This is a genomic window from Duncaniella sp., assembly GCF_029056165.1.
Lineage (GTDB): Bacteria > Bacteroidota > Bacteroidia > Bacteroidales > Muribaculaceae > Duncaniella.
In genome coordinates, this window is record NZ_JAIDBW010000062.1 from 29594 (window position 1) to 45236 (window position 15643).

A 15643-nucleotide genomic window follows, 5' to 3' on the forward strand; every position below is an offset into this window, starting at 1 on the left:
GCTCAATCCGGAATATATTATCAATTTTTGATTATCCGACAAAGAAGCATCTTCTTCAATAAAACCAATCTCAGGCATTACCTCCTGATTCAGCAGTGAGGGTAGCGAGAATGTCGCGCAGTTCCTCCTCGGTGGTGGTGAGGCGCGAACGGCATGCCTTGAGAAGCTCCGTGGCACGACGGGTATAGGCCGTGAGATGGTCGATGTCGCAGTTGTCGCTCTGCATCATCCTCAGAATATTTTCAAGCTCACTCACGCTTTGCGCGTAAGTGAGCTCATTGATAGGTTTGAATTCAGTCATGGAGAGTATGTTACGGAATTAAATTACTTAACAGTCCAACCCCCGCATCAGGCTTTGAGAGCCGGGTGGCTTTCGATAGCGTTGACTATGTTGGTGAAGATCTCATCCACATGACCTGATCCGTGGATGGGGGTATATTTTCCTTCGTTTGAATAGTATTCACGCAAAGGCGAGGTGGTGTCGTGATACACTTTCAGGCGGCGTCCGATAGTTTCTGGGTTATCGTCCGAACGTCCGCTATCGACACCGCGCTTCACGAGGCGTTCCATAAGCTCCTCATCGGCCACTTCAAGACCGATCACTGAGTGAACCTCCTCACCGCGCTGTTCGAGCATCTTCTTCAGAGCCTCGGCCTGAGGAATTGTGCGGGGAAAACCGTCGAAGATGAAACCGTTGGACTGCGGACGCAGACGATCCACTTCCTGTGCGAGGATATCGACCATCAGGTCATCAGGGATGAGCTGGCCTTTGGATATGTAGCTGTCAGCTATTTTGCCGAGTTCTGTTCCTGCGGCGATCTGCGAGCGGAGCACATCTCCTGTCGAGATATGCGTGAAACCATAACGGTCGATAAGTTTTTGGCTTTGGGTGCCCTTACCGCTTCCGGGAGCACCGAAAATTACAAGATTAAACATTCTTTTCCTTAATTAATACCTTTTGTTTGATTGACCATGCAGATGTCGGGCCTGTAATCCTACATCCCGCCACTCATGATTCTGACGTCACTGTGTTTGATTCTTATACCGTAATTTATGATTGTTCCTCATCGAGGATATATATATCGTTCAGGTTGCGGGCCAGACCGTCGATGTCGAGTCCATAACCGATGATAAATTTTTTCGGGATCTCAAAACCGACGTAATCAGGCTTCAGTTCAGGATGCTGCAGCGCATCAGGCTTGAAAAGAAGAGTGGCTATGCGTATCGAAGCCGGTTTCTTCGCCTCAAGATCCGCGAGAAGCTTCACCATAGTGTTTCCGGTATCTATGATGTCCTCTACAAGTATGATGTCACGTCCTTCCAGATTCTCACCCAGACCCATCACCTCTTTCACGACACCGGTGGAACCGGTCCCTTCGTAACTCTTCAGCCGTATGAATGTAAGCTCGGCATCGATATCCTCACATGCACGGAACAGATCGACCGCAAAGGGAGCAGCACCGTTGAGCACACACACAAACAACGGATTACGGCCGGCATATTCCGACGTAATCGAGTCTGCAATACCGGATATCCGTTCCGAGATCTGTGTATTCGAAATGAAGGGGCGGAAATTCATCCCCTGATAGCATTTACGTTTCATGGTTACGAACAAAAAAATTTCGCGCAAAGTTACGCAAAATTCCCGATAATCCCACGATTTTTAATCCTTACGTTCAAAATGAACATAATTTTCAGCTTCCGTCTCAACTTTTCAGCCACTGACGTTGTTAATAATTACAAAATCAGATTTCAACGTCAATCATCAAAACAACTATTATTATGAGAGATAGAAAAAGCAAATCAGGCACTTCACTTTGGGTTGCCATCGGAGCGGTAGTCCTTATCATACTCCTCATCGTGTGGCTCACCATCGCGGATTTCTTCGGTGACACAGACGTAGCAGCGTTAATCACACCTTTCTGCTGATCAGCCGTAGCTATACCCCCCTTTCCTTTTTAGAGAATTTCTTACAGCCATACATAAATAAAAAAACACACTCCGGAGACCCATCCGTCAGGATGAGACATTTCTCCGAAAAAAATTAAAAGAGCCATCCGAGCTTACTCACCTCACGGTGATAGGGCTGATGGCTCTTTTTGTGTCCGGGCGATGGAGTTGGGGGACGCCCGGACGGGCGGGTATTCAATATCTTTACGCCTTCTTCACTACGCGACGCTCCTTGATACGGGCCTTCTTGCCTGTAAGACCGCGGAGGTAGTAAAGTTTTGCGCGACGTACCTTACCATACTTGTTGATGGTGATTGAGTCGATGAAGGGTGACTCAATGGGGAAGATACGCTCTACGCCGATGTTGTCAGAAATTTTGCGTACAGTGAAACGACGCTTGTCGCCGTCACCTGAGATGCGGATTACCACACCACGATACTGCTGGATACGCTCTTTGTTACCTTCCTTGATACGGTAAGCAACTGTGATAGTGTCACCGGGCTGGAAGTCGGGATGCTGCTTGCCTGTTGCAAAAGCTTCCTCAGCAACTTTAATTAAGTCCATTTTTCTATTCGAATATTAAAAATGTTAACACTAATCGCAATATTCGCAGGCTGCATGTCCTGCCAGAGATTACGAAATCGGCTGCAAAGGTACGCAAAATCAAGTGAAATCCAAAACTTTGACAAAATTTTTTCGCATGGGAAATTTGGTTGACCGCAGATCAATATTTCCGGGGAGCACAGCCCCTGCAATCGGGCATATATTTATTTTTCTCCAATCCCCTTTTCAATCCCTAAATATTTCGGTTCACACATCATGAATTTCGATATTTTTAATTAACTTTGCAAAAAATCAATAAAATTAGTTGCAAGAATGCTATAAGTTAATACTCAACCATGAAATTTTACTTTACAATCATAGCATTAGTCTTAAGTCTGTCTATCCGTGGAGCGATACATCTTAATCTGAATGGAGGACACCGCATTGTCGTCGAGTCTTCAGATTCTCTCGATGTGACCGGCACGATCCTCTCATTTTCCGTCTCCGACGGTTCGTTGCCACCTGAAACCGCTACGTCAATCGGCAGCGAAATACTCCTTAACTCCGAATTAAAGGGATATATCGAAAATCCACGTTATTATTTTGATAATCCTGACGCACAGACTGACAGCGATCTCGATCTCCTCATGATGACGCAGGGCTGGCGCAGATATGAGAGTGCCGACATTACATCCGGGGCTTTGCCGAAGTTCGAATTTCCGATCGAGCAGTTCCAGAACATCAGCGGTCATGTCGAGCACTCATTCAACAAGCACCCCAAAGGGATGAAAGTAGCCTTGTTCCTGCCCACTACACTCGAAATGGCCGAAATCGAACTCGGCGACAGCAGCCGCTTCAACATTTCCCTTGACTTCGTCGATGGGACACCGTTCACCCTCGAAGCGCAGACCAAGAGCGGAGGAGTGAGGACAACATCGATTCATATTGACGATCCACGGCTACCGAGAGTGTCAGCCCTGAAAGACTTTGAGGGTCACAGCGATCAGGATAGCAGCCGGGTGCAGACATTCGCCGATTTCACCCGCAAGCAACCGCGTGCTGTGTCACTACTTGATACCCAGACGCTTGACGAAGTAAGCGTCACCGCCCGCAAAAACGGGAAGTGGACCAACCGTAGTAAAGCTGAACCCTTCCGGGGCTATCAGGAGGGCGATGAGAAGATCAGCCGGTTTCCGACCATGGAATCCATGCTGCGCAGCCTCACCGTACCTCTCCGCCACTCCCAGAGTTACGGCGGAGCTCTCCCCGAACCGCGATTCGGCGAATATGTGATGAACACGTTCATTCCAACCCCCGTCTTTATCGACGGCTTCCGCTGTGAGCAGAGCGAGGTGTTCACCCTGAACCCCCAAAATATAAATTCAATCGAATATTTCAAACGCGGCGACTCCAGTGTTGCCTCCTACGCTATGGAAGTGCTTCATAGCGGTCTCCTGCTCATCACGACAAAATATGGCAACGAGGGCGGAAGGACTCCCCAACCGTCATGGACCAACATCACCCCTCTCGGCTACCGTCCCCCAGTCCAATTCTACGTTCCTAAATATCCCGCTCCCGACGATCAATCCCCCGCGACACCCGATTACCGCGCCACCCTCTACTGGAATCCGGCCCTGCGCCTCGACTCTGAAAGCCCCACTCAGATCGACATCTATAATCCGACCTCGCTCAAGAGCCTCAATCTCACTGTCCAAGGTATTACACCCGACGGTAAAATCATCGACATCACCAAAAACGTTCAGCTCCCATGATCCGACCAGCAATGATTGCCATGATGAAGGCCATACTGCTGAGTCTGGCAGTAGCAGCCCTTTCCGCGGCTACTGCCTCAGCAAGCGAGCCACTGTCGGCCGACAGCCTGACGGCCGCTTTCTTGGACTACTATGCCAAAGTACCTCAGGAAAAGATCTATGTCCACACGGACAGAGGCGACTATGCCGCCGGCGACAGCATCTGGTTCCGCATCTTCGTTGTCGATGCAGCCTCCAATAAATTAAGCGACAGATCCAAGTTCGCCTATCTCGAACTGATCGACAATACCGCCGACACACTGGTGACCCGCATAAAGATCAAAGCCGACAGCGCAGGAATATTCGCCAACGCGATGCCGCTCTCCCCACGCATGAAAAGCGGCTCATACACCTTGGCAGCCTATACGCGCTGGATGCAGAACTTTGAGCAGGACCTATTCTTCAAAAAATCGGTGAACGTCGTGAATCCGGACGAGGGCATAGCGCAACCCGTCGTTAGATCACGCGTAGTCAACTCGATCGCTCTTGATGTGATGCCCGAAGGGGGTAACCTCCTCGCCGGACTCCCGCAGCGCATCGCCTACAAGGCCATAGCCGACGATGGCCGAGGGATAGACGTAAGGGTATGGCTGCTAAATGCCGCAGGCGACGTGATAAGCGAATCCGCGTCACAGCACCTCGGCATGGGTTATCTGTGGGTTACTGCCGACGCGAGTGAGGAGCTTTGGCTGGAAGCCTCGACAGCCGATGGTCTTTCATGCCGCACGAAACTTCCAGAACCACAGACACATGGGGCCACCCTATCAGTGAACCAGCGCATGGGGACTGTGCTCATACAGCCATGCGTCACCCCCTCCATCGACATTAACCGACTGGCACTGGTAGTCGCCGGTTCAGGAAACCTGCTGGCCAAGGAGCTGACAGACCTCTCCCCGATAAGGATATCATCGCACAGCCTTAAACCGGGAGTGATAAATATCGCACTTATCGACCGCTCGTCCAATCAGCCTCTCGCCGAACGCCTTATATTCGTCAGGGATACAGATCTCGTTGACATGAAAGCTACCGTAGCCAAAAGTAAATAATTGAATTTTGATGTGATTTCATACCCCTTTTCACACATATAAGCGTTATACTTATGTTAACGAAAATTCACATAAGGTATTAATTATACAATAATATTCTTGAAGCCCTTTCTATAACTTATCATTTTTTTCATATTAATTTTCTTCCAAAATGAGCTCAAAATCTTATTGTGGCATTCGGAGAATTATTCTAATTCTTTTGGTAATGGTATGCGTACCCACAATTAATGCCGGATATTTTTCAAAATCCTTCATGAAAGCGTTTTCCGCTAAAATGTATCTTAACGCTCAAAAGAAGTGTATGAATTTTTCAATAACACATCATCAACTTGAAAAAGAATATAACCTACTTATTTTACAAGAGAATCCGGATAAGCAAAAAATCTTGGATATTTCATACAAACTTTGGGCATATAAAGATAGTGTTGAATCAGGTAAGAATAACGTTGAATTTTGGGAGAGGGTCTATCAGTCTTATAACGATGAAAATACTACTGCTGATACCCCACCTCTCACTAACACACGTAAAAGCATAGAATCTACAACCAAGAATGATAACATAATATTCAATGAGAAAACGATCAGATGTTTTAAATGTGCAGGAACAGGAAAATGCTTTATGTGTCATGGTAAAGGTTTTATCCCCTTTTCTAATGGAGAGATTTGTTATTGTTTGGGACTAGGAACATGCAGCTCTTGTAATGGTAAAGGATCTATAACAATTATACAAACTTTGGATAAGACTACTGGATATTATACCTCGGTAACATCAGACGGATTTGCAACAAATGGATTTGCCAATGGTTCTAATTCCACCACTTCCAAATACGATTCTCCATCCTATGATTCATCCAGTTATATGGAAATGTATCGTTCATTTGAACGAAATGCTGAATCAATTTATAACTCTATTACCATAAAAATTAATAATCGAGGTGATCGTATTAGTGACGTTTCAAACTGGAATCATTCTTCATCATATTCTACAATGGCACAAGAATATGTCCGTATTCAATTCGATATGAAACGGCTCAGAGCCGAGGCTTTAAAAGAGGGTATTAGAATTAGCCCATCCATCTGGGAAACAAAAACTATACGTTATTAGCTCATCTTACTACTAAATAACGCATAATAAGGTAATTAGAGATTATGGATTTCATTCTTTCAATCTTAATTTAACATTTTATAAAAATATTAAATTCACTTCCCTTTTTGCCGTCACGATAAAAACGCTTAATTTTGTGGAAAACCTCCCCAATCACGCATCTTCAATGGGTACTTTTCATAAATTTAAAATTTCGGGACTCGTGACAGCCCTATGTGTGCTTGCCGTATCGTGTTCCGATAATCGTGGCTTGCGTGTCGCCCCTGACAATCCCGATATCCTCTACATGGGGCGCATCCTGTTTTCCGACTCACTGCCCCCGACCTTCACCTATCCCGGTACGACGGCCATGCTTAACTTCGAGGGATCATCAATCGAAATGTGTGCCTCGCCCGGAAGCGGACAGTTCATGGTCGAGATAGACTCACTCGCACCGTTCAAAATCAATTTCACCCCTTCCGATTCGGTGATCCTGCTGGCCGATTCGCTGTCGGAAGGCCCTCACTCCCTGCGCGTGGCTTACGCCATCGAGGGCTGGGAGAAGCATCCCGAATTTCACGGATTCATAATCGGTGGTGACAACGCCGCCCTCCTCCCCGCTCCCGAACGTCCTGAACTCCGGATCGAGTTCATCGGCAACTCCATCACCTGCGGTTACGGGACGGAGGCCGACAACGGAAGTGTCCGCTACAGCTACGACAATCAGAACCACACCCTGAGCTATGCCTATCTGACGGCCCGTGCGCTTGATGCCGACTTCAACGTCGTGGCGCGCTCCGGTATCGGAATGTACCGCAGCTACAACGGCCCTCGTGAGGGAACTCCCGATGAGCGCATGCCGGGTGAATATGACCGTACTCTCATCTACAATCCCGCACATTACTGGAATCATCTGTCGTTCCGTCCCGATATCATCTGCATAAATCTCGGCACTAACGACACGTCGCTCGGCAACTACGACATAGAAGCCTTCGAGCTTGCATATAAGAAATTCCTTGTCCATCTCCGCACCCTCCAGCCGCAGGCCAAGATCGTAATGCTCACCGGTCCGATGCTCCACGGAGAGGCCCTCAAAGATGTGACAGAAGTGCTCGACCGTCTGGCCGAAACCGATGACCACTATTACCGTTTCGACCTCTCGGAGCAGACAGGCGAACTCGGTTACGGTGCGGATCATCACCCATCGGCGGCACAGGCTGCCAGAAACGGTGAAGAGCTGACGGCCTATCTGCGCACGATAATTGATTGAATCAATATTACATACAGTACTCATACTCAGTGGACAACAACGATTTTAATAAACTGCTCACCGAACGCATCCTTATCCTCGACGGTGCGACAGGCACAATGATACAGTCCTATGGACTTACCGAAGCTGACTTCCGTGGCAAGCGTTTCGCCGACTGGAAGTGTGACCTTCGCGGTAACAACGATCTGCTTGTCCTGACGCGTCCCGATGTGATCATAGAAATAGCATCGCGCTACATAGATGCCGGAGCTGACATAATCTCGACAGACACGTTCAATGCCAACGCCATTTCAATGGCTGACTACGCAATGGAGAGCCTCGTCCCGGAAATCAACTGCGAGGCTGCACGTCTGCTCCGCGATCTGGCAGACCTGCGCACAGCCGAACTCGGTCGGCCCATATTAGTAGCCGGATCAATCGGCCCGACCAACAAGACTGCTTCGATGAGTCCCGATGTCAGCGATCCCGCACTCCGCGCCGTTACTTACGATGATCTCTATGCCGCCTACCACGAACAGGTGGCCGCATTGATCGATGGTGGAGTGGATCTGCTGCTTTTCGAAACAGTTTTCGATACCCTGAACCTCAAAGCCGGACTTGATGCCGCACGTCACGCCATCAGAGAGGCCGGACGCGACTGTCCGATTATGGTGTCTGTGACCATATCAGGGCCTGACGGACGGACATTCTCAGGTCAGACACTCAAAGCATTCCTCGCCTCAATCGGTCATGCGGACATAGCGACCGTAGGCATCAACTGCTCGTTTGGAGCGGCCGACATGCTCCCTCATGTCGCGGAGCTCTCACGTATGGCCCCCTATCCCGTCAGCTGTCATCCGAATGCGGGTCTCCCCAACGCAATGGGCGAATATGATGAGACTCCGGAGACAATGGCCATACATCTGCGCGAGTATTTCTCACAAGGACTTCTCAATATCGCAGGCGGCTGCTGCGGCACGACTCCCGAACATATAGCCGCGCTCTCGGCTGAAGCACGCAGGTTCAAACCGCGTGCTGTCCCTGCCGTCACTCCCGCCCTCCGTCTTTCCGGACTCGAACCGCTGGAGATACTGCCCGAATCGCTTTTCGTGAACGTGGGCGAACGCTGCAACGTGGCCGGTTCACGTAAATTCCTCCGTCTAATTAAAGAGGGAAATATGGACGAGGCTCTCACCATAGCCCGGCGGCAAGTTGAGGATGGCGCGCAGATCATCGACATAAACATGGATGACGGAATGATGGATGCACGCAAAGAGATCTGTGGCTTCCTCAACCTCATTTCTTCCGAGCCTGACATAGCGCGTGTCCCCGTGATGATCGACTCATCGAAATGGGATGTCATCGAAGCCGCCCTCAAATGTGTCCAAGGCAAACCGATAGTCAATTCCATATCCCTGAAGGAGGGTGAGGAGATGTTCCTCTCCCGTGCCCGGCGCATTATGGAGCTTGGGGCAGCCGTGGTGGTGATGGCCTTCGATGAAGATGGTCAGGCCGATACATTCGAGCGTAAGATTGAAGTCTGCACGCGCGCTTACCGACTGTTGACCGACCGACTCGGATTCAATCCTGAAGATATTATATTCGACCCCAATATCCTCGCTATAGCCACCGGAATGAAGGAACATGACCGCTATGGGCTTGATTTCATCCGTGCTGTCCGTTGGATCAAGGAAAATCTACCCGGCGCGAAGGTAAGCGGCGGTGTCAGCAATCTCTCCTTCTCATTTCGCGGAAACAATTATCTGCGCGAAGCCATGCATGCCGTGTTCCTCTACCATGCCATAGAAGCAGGAATGGATATGGCGATCGTCAATCCATCCTCATCCGTGACATACGAGGATATCGACCCTGCCCTGCGGTCGCTGCTGGAAGACGTGGTGCTCTGCCGCCGTGAAGAGGCTGCGGAAGAACTCATCGAACATGCTCAGCAGATGCTGCGCGAAAAAGAGGCGGCCACCGTCAACCACGGAGCAGTCACAACACGCGAGGAAGAATGGCGTCATCTCCCGGTGGAGGAACGTCTTACCTACGCACTTGTGCGCGGTATCCATGATCATCTTGAGGCTGACCTGACGGAAGCTCTTGAGAAATATTCTGATCCGGTCGGTATAATCGATGGTCCTCTGATGGAGGGAATGAACCGTGTGGGACAGCTCTTCGGCGAAGGCAAGATGTTCCTGCCGCAGGTGGTGAAAACCGCACGCACGATGAAACGAGCCGTGGGTTTCCTCACTCCTGCTATTGAAGCCCGACGCAACTCGCGGGAAACGACAAAAGCGGGAAAGGTGATCTTCGCAACCGTCAAAGGAGATGTGCACGACATCGGTAAGAACATTGTCTCAATAGTACTTGCCTGTAACAACTACGAGGTGATAGACCTCGGTGTAATGGTACCGGCCGAAAAGATCGTGAGCACGGCAATCGCCGAAAAGCCCGATTTCGTATGTCTTTCGGGCCTCATAACCCCCTCGCTTGAAGAAATGGGTCATGTGGTGGAGCTTATGGGTAAGAACGATCTCGACATACCGGTAATGATCGGGGGTGCGACAACCTCGCGCATACATACCGCCGTGAAGATATCTCCCCGCTATTCCTCACCCGTCATCCATGTTCCGGATGCTTCGCAAAATCCACTGATTGCAGCCCGACTGCTCAACCCGGCGACACGCGACAGCTATATAGCAGCCTTGAAAGAGGAATATGCCGCTCTGCGTGAACGCGAACACAGCCGTTCGCTTCCCAAAATACCACTCGCAGAAGCACGGAAACGTTCAATCCGGTCTTCCCTATCACCACATACGCCTGTCCGACCTGCCGTCGAGGGGCGCAGTGTGCTCGAAATTCCTGTCAGAGAACTGCTGCCTTACATCAACTGGCGTTTCTTCTTCAACGCATGGAAGATTCCGGGCAACTTCTCATCCGTGACCATTCTTGGTGATTGCCCGGCCTGCCGTCAGGAATGGATCGAACGCCATACACCCGCCGATCCGGCTAAAGGACGCGAAGTGCTTCGTCTCTATGACGATGCCAAGGCTCTTCTGAGCGAACTCTGTAAGGAAAACTACTCCTGTAAAGCAGCCGTGAGTCTTAACGAGGCTCATGCCGATGGTGATGACATAGTGATAACTCTTCCCGGAAATAAGGATGGGGAAGTGCGCATACCGACCCTGCGCTCGCAGACACCGGCCCCCGATGCTCCGACCCGCGCTTTGGCCGACTATCTGGCCACCGACAACGACTATATCGGAGCGTTCACCGTGACGATCGACCTATCGGCGTTGCGCGGACGCTTTGAGGCCGAGGGGGATTCCTACCGGTCGCTTCTCGTCCAAAGTCTGGCACATCGTCTGGCAGAAGCCGGCTCGGAATATCTTCATGCCAAAGTACGGCGCGAACTGTGGGGCTATGCTACTGGTGAGGATCTCACGCCACACGAAATGTTTGCCGGACATTTCAGTGGTATCAGACCTGCCATCGGCTATCCATCACTGCCAGATCAGAAACTCACCCATACCATTGCCCCGCTCCTGAAATTCGAGGAAATAGGCATCGGTCTCACCGAAAACGGAGCTATGGAGCCGTCAGCGACAGTCTGCGGTCTTTACATAGCCCATCCGGAAGCCACATACTTCATGGTCGGATCTGTTGGTGATGATCAAGTAGCCGACTACGCCTCACGCCGCGGACTTACGGACGAGGAGGTGCGTAAACTATTAGCCCACAACTGATACAATACTCCATATCCTCCCTCTCTATACCATATACCTCATACCATATACTCAAAACTATGTTGATCAAAACCTACGGAGCTGCCGTTCAAGGCATCGATGCACTGATCATCACCATCGAGACGGTGGCGGAGAACGGCGTGCAGTTCTCACTCGTCGGGATGGCCGATACAGCCGTCAAAGAGAGTTATCAACGCGTCATATCCGCTATAAGCCAGTCTGGCTACAAATGGCCGCGCCGCAGGATTGTGGTCAATCTCTCACCCGCCGATGTCCGCAAGGAAGGAGCAGCCTACGACCTGCCGATAGCCTTGGGCATACTCGCCGCATGTGAGCAGATCACCCCCTCAATCCCGCTTGACTCCTTCATGATAATGGGTGAACTGTCACTTGACGGCTCTATCCTCCCCATAAAGGGTGCGTTGCCGATGGCCATAAAGGCGCGCGAGATGGGATTCAAAGGGATGATTGTCCCAGTGGCCAATGCTACGGAGGCTGCCGTCGTGAACAATCTTGAGGTGTATGGCATGGCCACTCTCCGCGAGGTCATTGATTTCGTGAGCGGACGCATAGCCCCAAGCCCTGTGATAGTCAATACACGCGAGGAATTTGCACGTGCATCCGCAGTGTTTGATTGCGATTTTTCAGAGGTGAAGGGTCAGGAACTTGTGAAGCGGGCTTTTGAGGTAGCATGTGCCGGCGGTCACAACATACTGCTTGTCGGTCCTCCCGGCGCAGGCAAATCAATGATGGCCAAGCGTCTGCCTACCATCCTCCCGCCGCTTACCCTTGCAGAAGCACTTGAAACTACTAAGATCCATTCCGTAGCCGGAAAACTACGCAGCGGTTCGCGCCTGATGACTACACGTCCATATCGCGCACCGCATCACACCATCTCACCCGTAGCCCTCGTCGGTGGCGGTGCCAATCCTGCGCCGGGCGAGATCTCACTCGCCCACAACGGAGTGCTGTTTCTCGATGAATTTCCGGAATTTTCACGTCAGGTGCTCGAAGTGATGCGCCAGCCTCTTGAGGACCGCCGTATCACCATAGCCCGTGCGAAATATACCATTGATTATCCCGCCGGCTTCATGCTCGTGGCTTCGATGAATCCTTGTCCCTGCGGTTACTACAATCATCCGACCAAGGAATGTATGTGTACGCAGGCGGCTGTGCAGAAGTATCTCAACCGTATCAGCGGCCCTCTGCTTGACCGCATAGACCTTCAGGTTGAAATCTATCCGGTGGCTTTCGATGAACTGTCATCTGCCCGCGAAGGGGAGAAGAGCGAGGTGATGAAGGCACGTGTGGTCCGCGCACGCGAGATCCAAGCATTACGCTTCGCGGCTGAAAGGGGTATTCACTGCAATGCCCAGATGAACTCACGCTTGCTACGAAGCCACGCAACCATTGACCGCGAGGGACTTGAAACATTGCGCGAAGCCATGACGCGTCTCGACATGAGCGCACGTGCATACGACCGCATACTTAAAGTCGCACGCACTATCGCGGATCTCGAACAGGCCACAATGCTTTTACAAAATTATCCTTCCTCTGCCGACGGTAAATCATCCACTCCCGCAGTGCCTCTCTCTGCAATGCAGGAGGCCGTCAACTCTCCTATACTCCCCCACCATCTCCACGAGGCTCTCTCATATCGCAACCTCGACCGTGGAAACTGGGGACGCACAGTCGATAAAATGCCGTTCTGACCCCCTCCCGCGTGCATCTACCGAATTTCCAACCGCAACTTAATATCCCACTACCCGTCAGAAAAATGTCGTATAAATCTCCAATCGATACCGAACAGCGTATTCCTTCTGGACAGGGATGGCTCGCGCTGTCGCCCATAATCGTGTTCCTGCTGCTCTATGTAGCGGTCTCGATCATCCTTGATGATTTCTATAAGATGCCTATTGCCGTCGCTCTTGTTGTCGCCTCCATGTGGGCGGTCGCTATCTACCGAAGCCGGCCGCTAATGGATCGCATAGAGACCTTCTCACGTGCCGCAGGACACTTCAATATCCTCTATATGATATGGGTGTTCATTCTTGCAGGAGCTTTTGCAAGCGTGGCCAAAGAAATCGGTGCGATCGACGCGACTGTCAATCTGACGCTACGCTTCTTTCCGCCTCAATTCGTAGTGCCTACCCTCTTTTTCGCTGCCTGTTTCATATCCTTGTCCGTAGGCACATCTGTCGGTACGGTTGTGGCTCTCACACCGCTTGCCATCGAGATTGCGCAAATGGTCGATGCCAACATAGCATTCTATGTTGCGGTGGTGCTCGGAGGAGCTTTTTTCGGAGACAATCTCTCGTTTATCTCCGACACCACAATCGCTGCCACGCGTTCGCAGGGGTGCAATATGGCTGACAAATTCAAAGCAAACCTATGGATAGCTCTTCCGGCTGCCATTATCACCCTCGGTGCTTATATTTTCATGGGTCAGGATACTCCTGCGATATCGCTGGCCAAGGAGAGTGACTATTTTCTCATTATCCCTTACATAGTCGTGCTTGCCACAGCCATTGCCGGCATCAATGTCACCATCGTACTTTCATTAGGCATATTCAGCGCGCTTGTGATGGGTATGATCAACGGTGTAAGTCTTATGGATATGGCCTCGTTCGCGGGGGTTGGTATCGACGGCATGGGCGACCTCATTATCATAACACTCCTTGCAGCCGGTATGCTGGGACTGATCAAGGCCGCCGGTGGCATACAGTTTCTGCTCCAAGGACTCACAGCCCGTATATCCGGACGACGTGGTGCACAAGCGATACTGGCCCTGCTCGTAGGGATAGTCAATCTCTGCACGGCCAACAACACGGTAGCCATCATAACCGTCGGGGGAATATCACGTGACATATCGGAGCGTTACGGTATCGATCCTCGCAAGAGTGCATCAATCCTCGATTCGGCTTCTTGTGTGGTGCAGTGTCTCATTCCCTACGGAGCCCAGACTTTGCTGGCTACATCGCTCGCCGGTATTTCACCGGCTGCGCCATTTCCCTATCTGTACTATCCTTGGGCTCTCGCAGGGATGATAATTCTTTCGATCGTTTTTCTTTTCCCGCGAAGGTTGAATTGAGAGGAAAACACGAAAATGTCATAACTGGACGCTGACGTATTGAAACGCGACCCCACTTTTAAACTCCTTTTTACACCCGTTTATAATGTCCCGTAATCTTCTTGCACGATATATCTGGCTAATTGATACCATACGCCGGTATGGCGCGATCACACGTGAAAAACTCAATGAGCTGTGGATGCAATCACCGTATTCAGATGGTGATCCCCTCCCGCGACGTACGTTCTACAACTACCGCACGGCCATCGAGGAGCTTTTCAATATCAACATCGAGTGTAATCCAACCACCTACGAGTATTACATCGATTCCGGGGACTCTCATCAGGCAAGCGTCACCGACTGGCTTCTCAACTCAGCAGCCATGAGCAATGTGCTCTCATCGGTAAAGGATGTGTCGGATGCGATTTTCCTTGAGGATGTACCGTCGGCACGCCTGTATCTCTCGCAGGTCATATCTGCCCTGCGCGAACACCATCCGCTACATTTTACTTACCGGCCATACACGCGTGTAAATCCAACGCGGGATGTAGTCATCGAACCTTACTTCCTGAAGATATTCCGTCAACGTTGGTATGTGACCGGACGCAATACGCGCGACAATGCTATCAAAACATACGCTCTCGACCGCATGGAGGACGTTTCGATAGGGAGTGATACATTTGTACCCGATCCGACTTTTGATGCCGAGAAATTCGTGCGTGATTCATTCGGAATCATCTTCACTCAAGCCGAACCTCATTCAGTGGTCATACGTGCAACTGCCCGACAGGCAAAATATCTCCGCGCGCTTCCGCTCCACCACTCGCAACGCGAGGAGATCCACGACGCTTTTTCAGATTTCCATTATCATCTGCGTCTTACTCAGGACTTCGTTCAGGAGCTTCTGTCGCTCGGTGCTGACGTTAAGGTCATCTCCCCTCCAGAACTCCGCGCAATGGTCACAGAAGGTCTGCGCAAAGCTCTTGAGCAGTATGAACAAGGATGAATCTGTATTTCTACAGACATATTTGAATTGGATAAATGTCCAATTCATTTTTTTGTACAATAAAAAAAGCCGGAGCTGATATGCATTTCGCATTTCAGCTCCGGCTCGTAGAGGGGGCGGTTATCTACTTTCCCA

General features: G+C 50.5%; 12 protein-coding genes and 1 pseudogene. 9 read left to right on the forward strand and 4 right to left on the reverse strand.

The features are described from left to right. Positions 1 to 70: 70 nt before the first annotated feature. The 3 genes from xseB to hpt all read right to left on the reverse strand — a co-directional run bounded on the left by xseB (position 71) and on the right by hpt (position 1603). Positions 71 to 301, reverse strand: coding sequence for an exodeoxyribonuclease VII small subunit (gene xseB / locus K2G41_RS12290; RefSeq protein ID WP_300118714.1), 231 nt, complete (start codon positions 299 to 301; stop codon positions 71 to 73). A 47-nt stretch (positions 302 to 348) separates the two neighbouring features. Continuing rightward, a complete protein-coding gene (locus tag K2G41_RS12295; RefSeq protein WP_300118716.1) occupies positions 349 to 936 on the reverse strand; it encodes an adenylate kinase in 588 nt (195 codons plus the stop codon). 115 nt (positions 937 to 1051) lie between these two features. Then, complete coding sequence (gene hpt, locus K2G41_RS12300; protein WP_300118718.1) at positions 1052 to 1603, reverse strand: hypoxanthine phosphoribosyltransferase; 552 nt, start codon at positions 1601 to 1603, stop codon at positions 1052 to 1054. Positions 1604 to 1782: 179 nt separating this feature from the next. Here hpt and K2G41_RS12305 point away from each other — a divergent pair, with 179 nt between their 5' ends. Then, entirely contained in the window at positions 1783 to 1929 is a 147-nt protein-coding gene (locus tag K2G41_RS12305; RefSeq protein WP_300118720.1) for a hypothetical protein, read from the forward strand. A gap of 225 nt (positions 1930 to 2154) precedes the next feature. On the opposite strand, the gene rplS is transcribed toward K2G41_RS12305, so the two are convergent. Continuing rightward, positions 2155 to 2514, reverse strand: a complete 360-nt coding sequence (gene rplS / locus K2G41_RS12310; protein ID WP_123613700.1) for a 50S ribosomal protein L19 — start codon at positions 2512 to 2514, stop codon at positions 2155 to 2157. 335 nt (positions 2515 to 2849) lie between these two features. Here rplS and K2G41_RS12315 point away from each other — a divergent pair, with 335 nt between their 5' ends. From K2G41_RS12315 to K2G41_RS12350, 8 genes and pseudogenes are all read left to right on the forward strand, one after another. After that, positions 2850 to 4265, forward strand: a complete 1416-nt coding sequence (locus K2G41_RS12315) for a hypothetical protein (RefSeq protein ID WP_300118722.1) — start codon at positions 2850 to 2852, stop codon at positions 4263 to 4265. Beyond that, a complete protein-coding gene (locus K2G41_RS12320; RefSeq protein ID WP_300118724.1) occupies positions 4262 to 5350 on the forward strand; it encodes an MG2 domain-containing protein in 1089 nt (362 codons plus the stop codon). Before K2G41_RS12315 ends, K2G41_RS12320 begins: the two co-directional genes overlap by 4 nt. A gap of 253 nt (positions 5351 to 5603) precedes the next feature. Further along, positions 5604 to 6455, forward strand: a complete 852-nt coding sequence (locus K2G41_RS12325; RefSeq protein ID WP_300118726.1) for a hypothetical protein — start codon at positions 5604 to 5606, stop codon at positions 6453 to 6455. Between the two features lie 166 nt (positions 6456 to 6621). Then, entirely contained in the window at positions 6622 to 7704 is a 1083-nt protein-coding gene (locus K2G41_RS12330; RefSeq protein ID WP_300118728.1) for an SGNH/GDSL hydrolase family protein, read from the forward strand. Positions 7705 to 7733: 29 nt separating this feature from the next. Continuing rightward, positions 7734 to 11432 carry a methionine synthase gene (gene metH, locus K2G41_RS12335; protein WP_300118730.1) on the forward strand — a complete coding sequence of 1233 codons (3699 nt, stop codon included), beginning with the start codon at positions 7734 to 7736 and terminating at the stop codon, positions 11430 to 11432. A gap of 59 nt (positions 11433 to 11491) precedes the next feature. Further along, positions 11492 to 12964: pseudogene (locus K2G41_RS12340) on the forward strand (YifB family Mg chelatase-like AAA ATPase); the annotation flags it as partial. A gap of 245 nt (positions 12965 to 13209) precedes the next feature. Next, complete coding sequence (locus K2G41_RS12345; RefSeq protein ID WP_300118734.1) at positions 13210 to 14523, forward strand: Na+/H+ antiporter NhaC family protein; 1314 nt, start codon at positions 13210 to 13212, stop codon at positions 14521 to 14523. An 85-nt stretch (positions 14524 to 14608) separates the two neighbouring features. Continuing rightward, positions 14609 to 15508 carry a WYL domain-containing protein gene (locus K2G41_RS12350; protein WP_300118736.1) on the forward strand — a complete coding sequence of 300 codons (900 nt, stop codon included), beginning with the start codon at positions 14609 to 14611 and terminating at the stop codon, positions 15506 to 15508. The last annotated feature ends 135 nt before the right edge of the window (positions 15509 to 15643 follow it).

Coding starts and splice junctions, on each gene's coding strand:
- hpt (WP_300118718.1), bottom strand. CDS start 1,603: ATGAAACGTAAATGCTATCAGGGGATGAATTTCCGCCCCTTCATTTCG.
- K2G41_RS12320 (WP_300118724.1), top strand. CDS start 4,262: ATGATCCGACCAGCAATGATTGCCATGATGAAGGCCATACTGCTGAGT.
- K2G41_RS12330 (WP_300118728.1), top strand. CDS start 6,622: ATGGGTACTTTTCATAAATTTAAAATTTCGGGACTCGTGACAGCCCTA.
- xseB (WP_300118714.1), bottom strand. CDS start 301: ATGACTGAATTCAAACCTATCAATGAGCTCACTTACGCGCAAAGCGTG.
- K2G41_RS12295 (WP_300118716.1), bottom strand. CDS start 936: ATGTTTAATCTTGTAATTTTCGGTGCTCCCGGAAGCGGTAAGGGCACC.
- K2G41_RS12305 (WP_300118720.1), top strand. CDS start 1,783: ATGAGAGATAGAAAAAGCAAATCAGGCACTTCACTTTGGGTTGCCATC.
- K2G41_RS12315 (WP_300118722.1), top strand. CDS start 2,850: ATGAAATTTTACTTTACAATCATAGCATTAGTCTTAAGTCTGTCTATC.
- K2G41_RS12345 (WP_300118734.1), top strand. CDS start 13,210: ATGTCGTATAAATCTCCAATCGATACCGAACAGCGTATTCCTTCTGGA.
- K2G41_RS12325 (WP_300118726.1), top strand. CDS start 5,604: ATGAAAGCGTTTTCCGCTAAAATGTATCTTAACGCTCAAAAGAAGTGT.
- rplS (WP_123613700.1), bottom strand. CDS start 2,514: ATGGACTTAATTAAAGTTGCTGAGGAAGCTTTTGCAACAGGCAAGCAG.
- K2G41_RS12350 (WP_300118736.1), top strand. CDS start 14,609: ATGTCCCGTAATCTTCTTGCACGATATATCTGGCTAATTGATACCATA.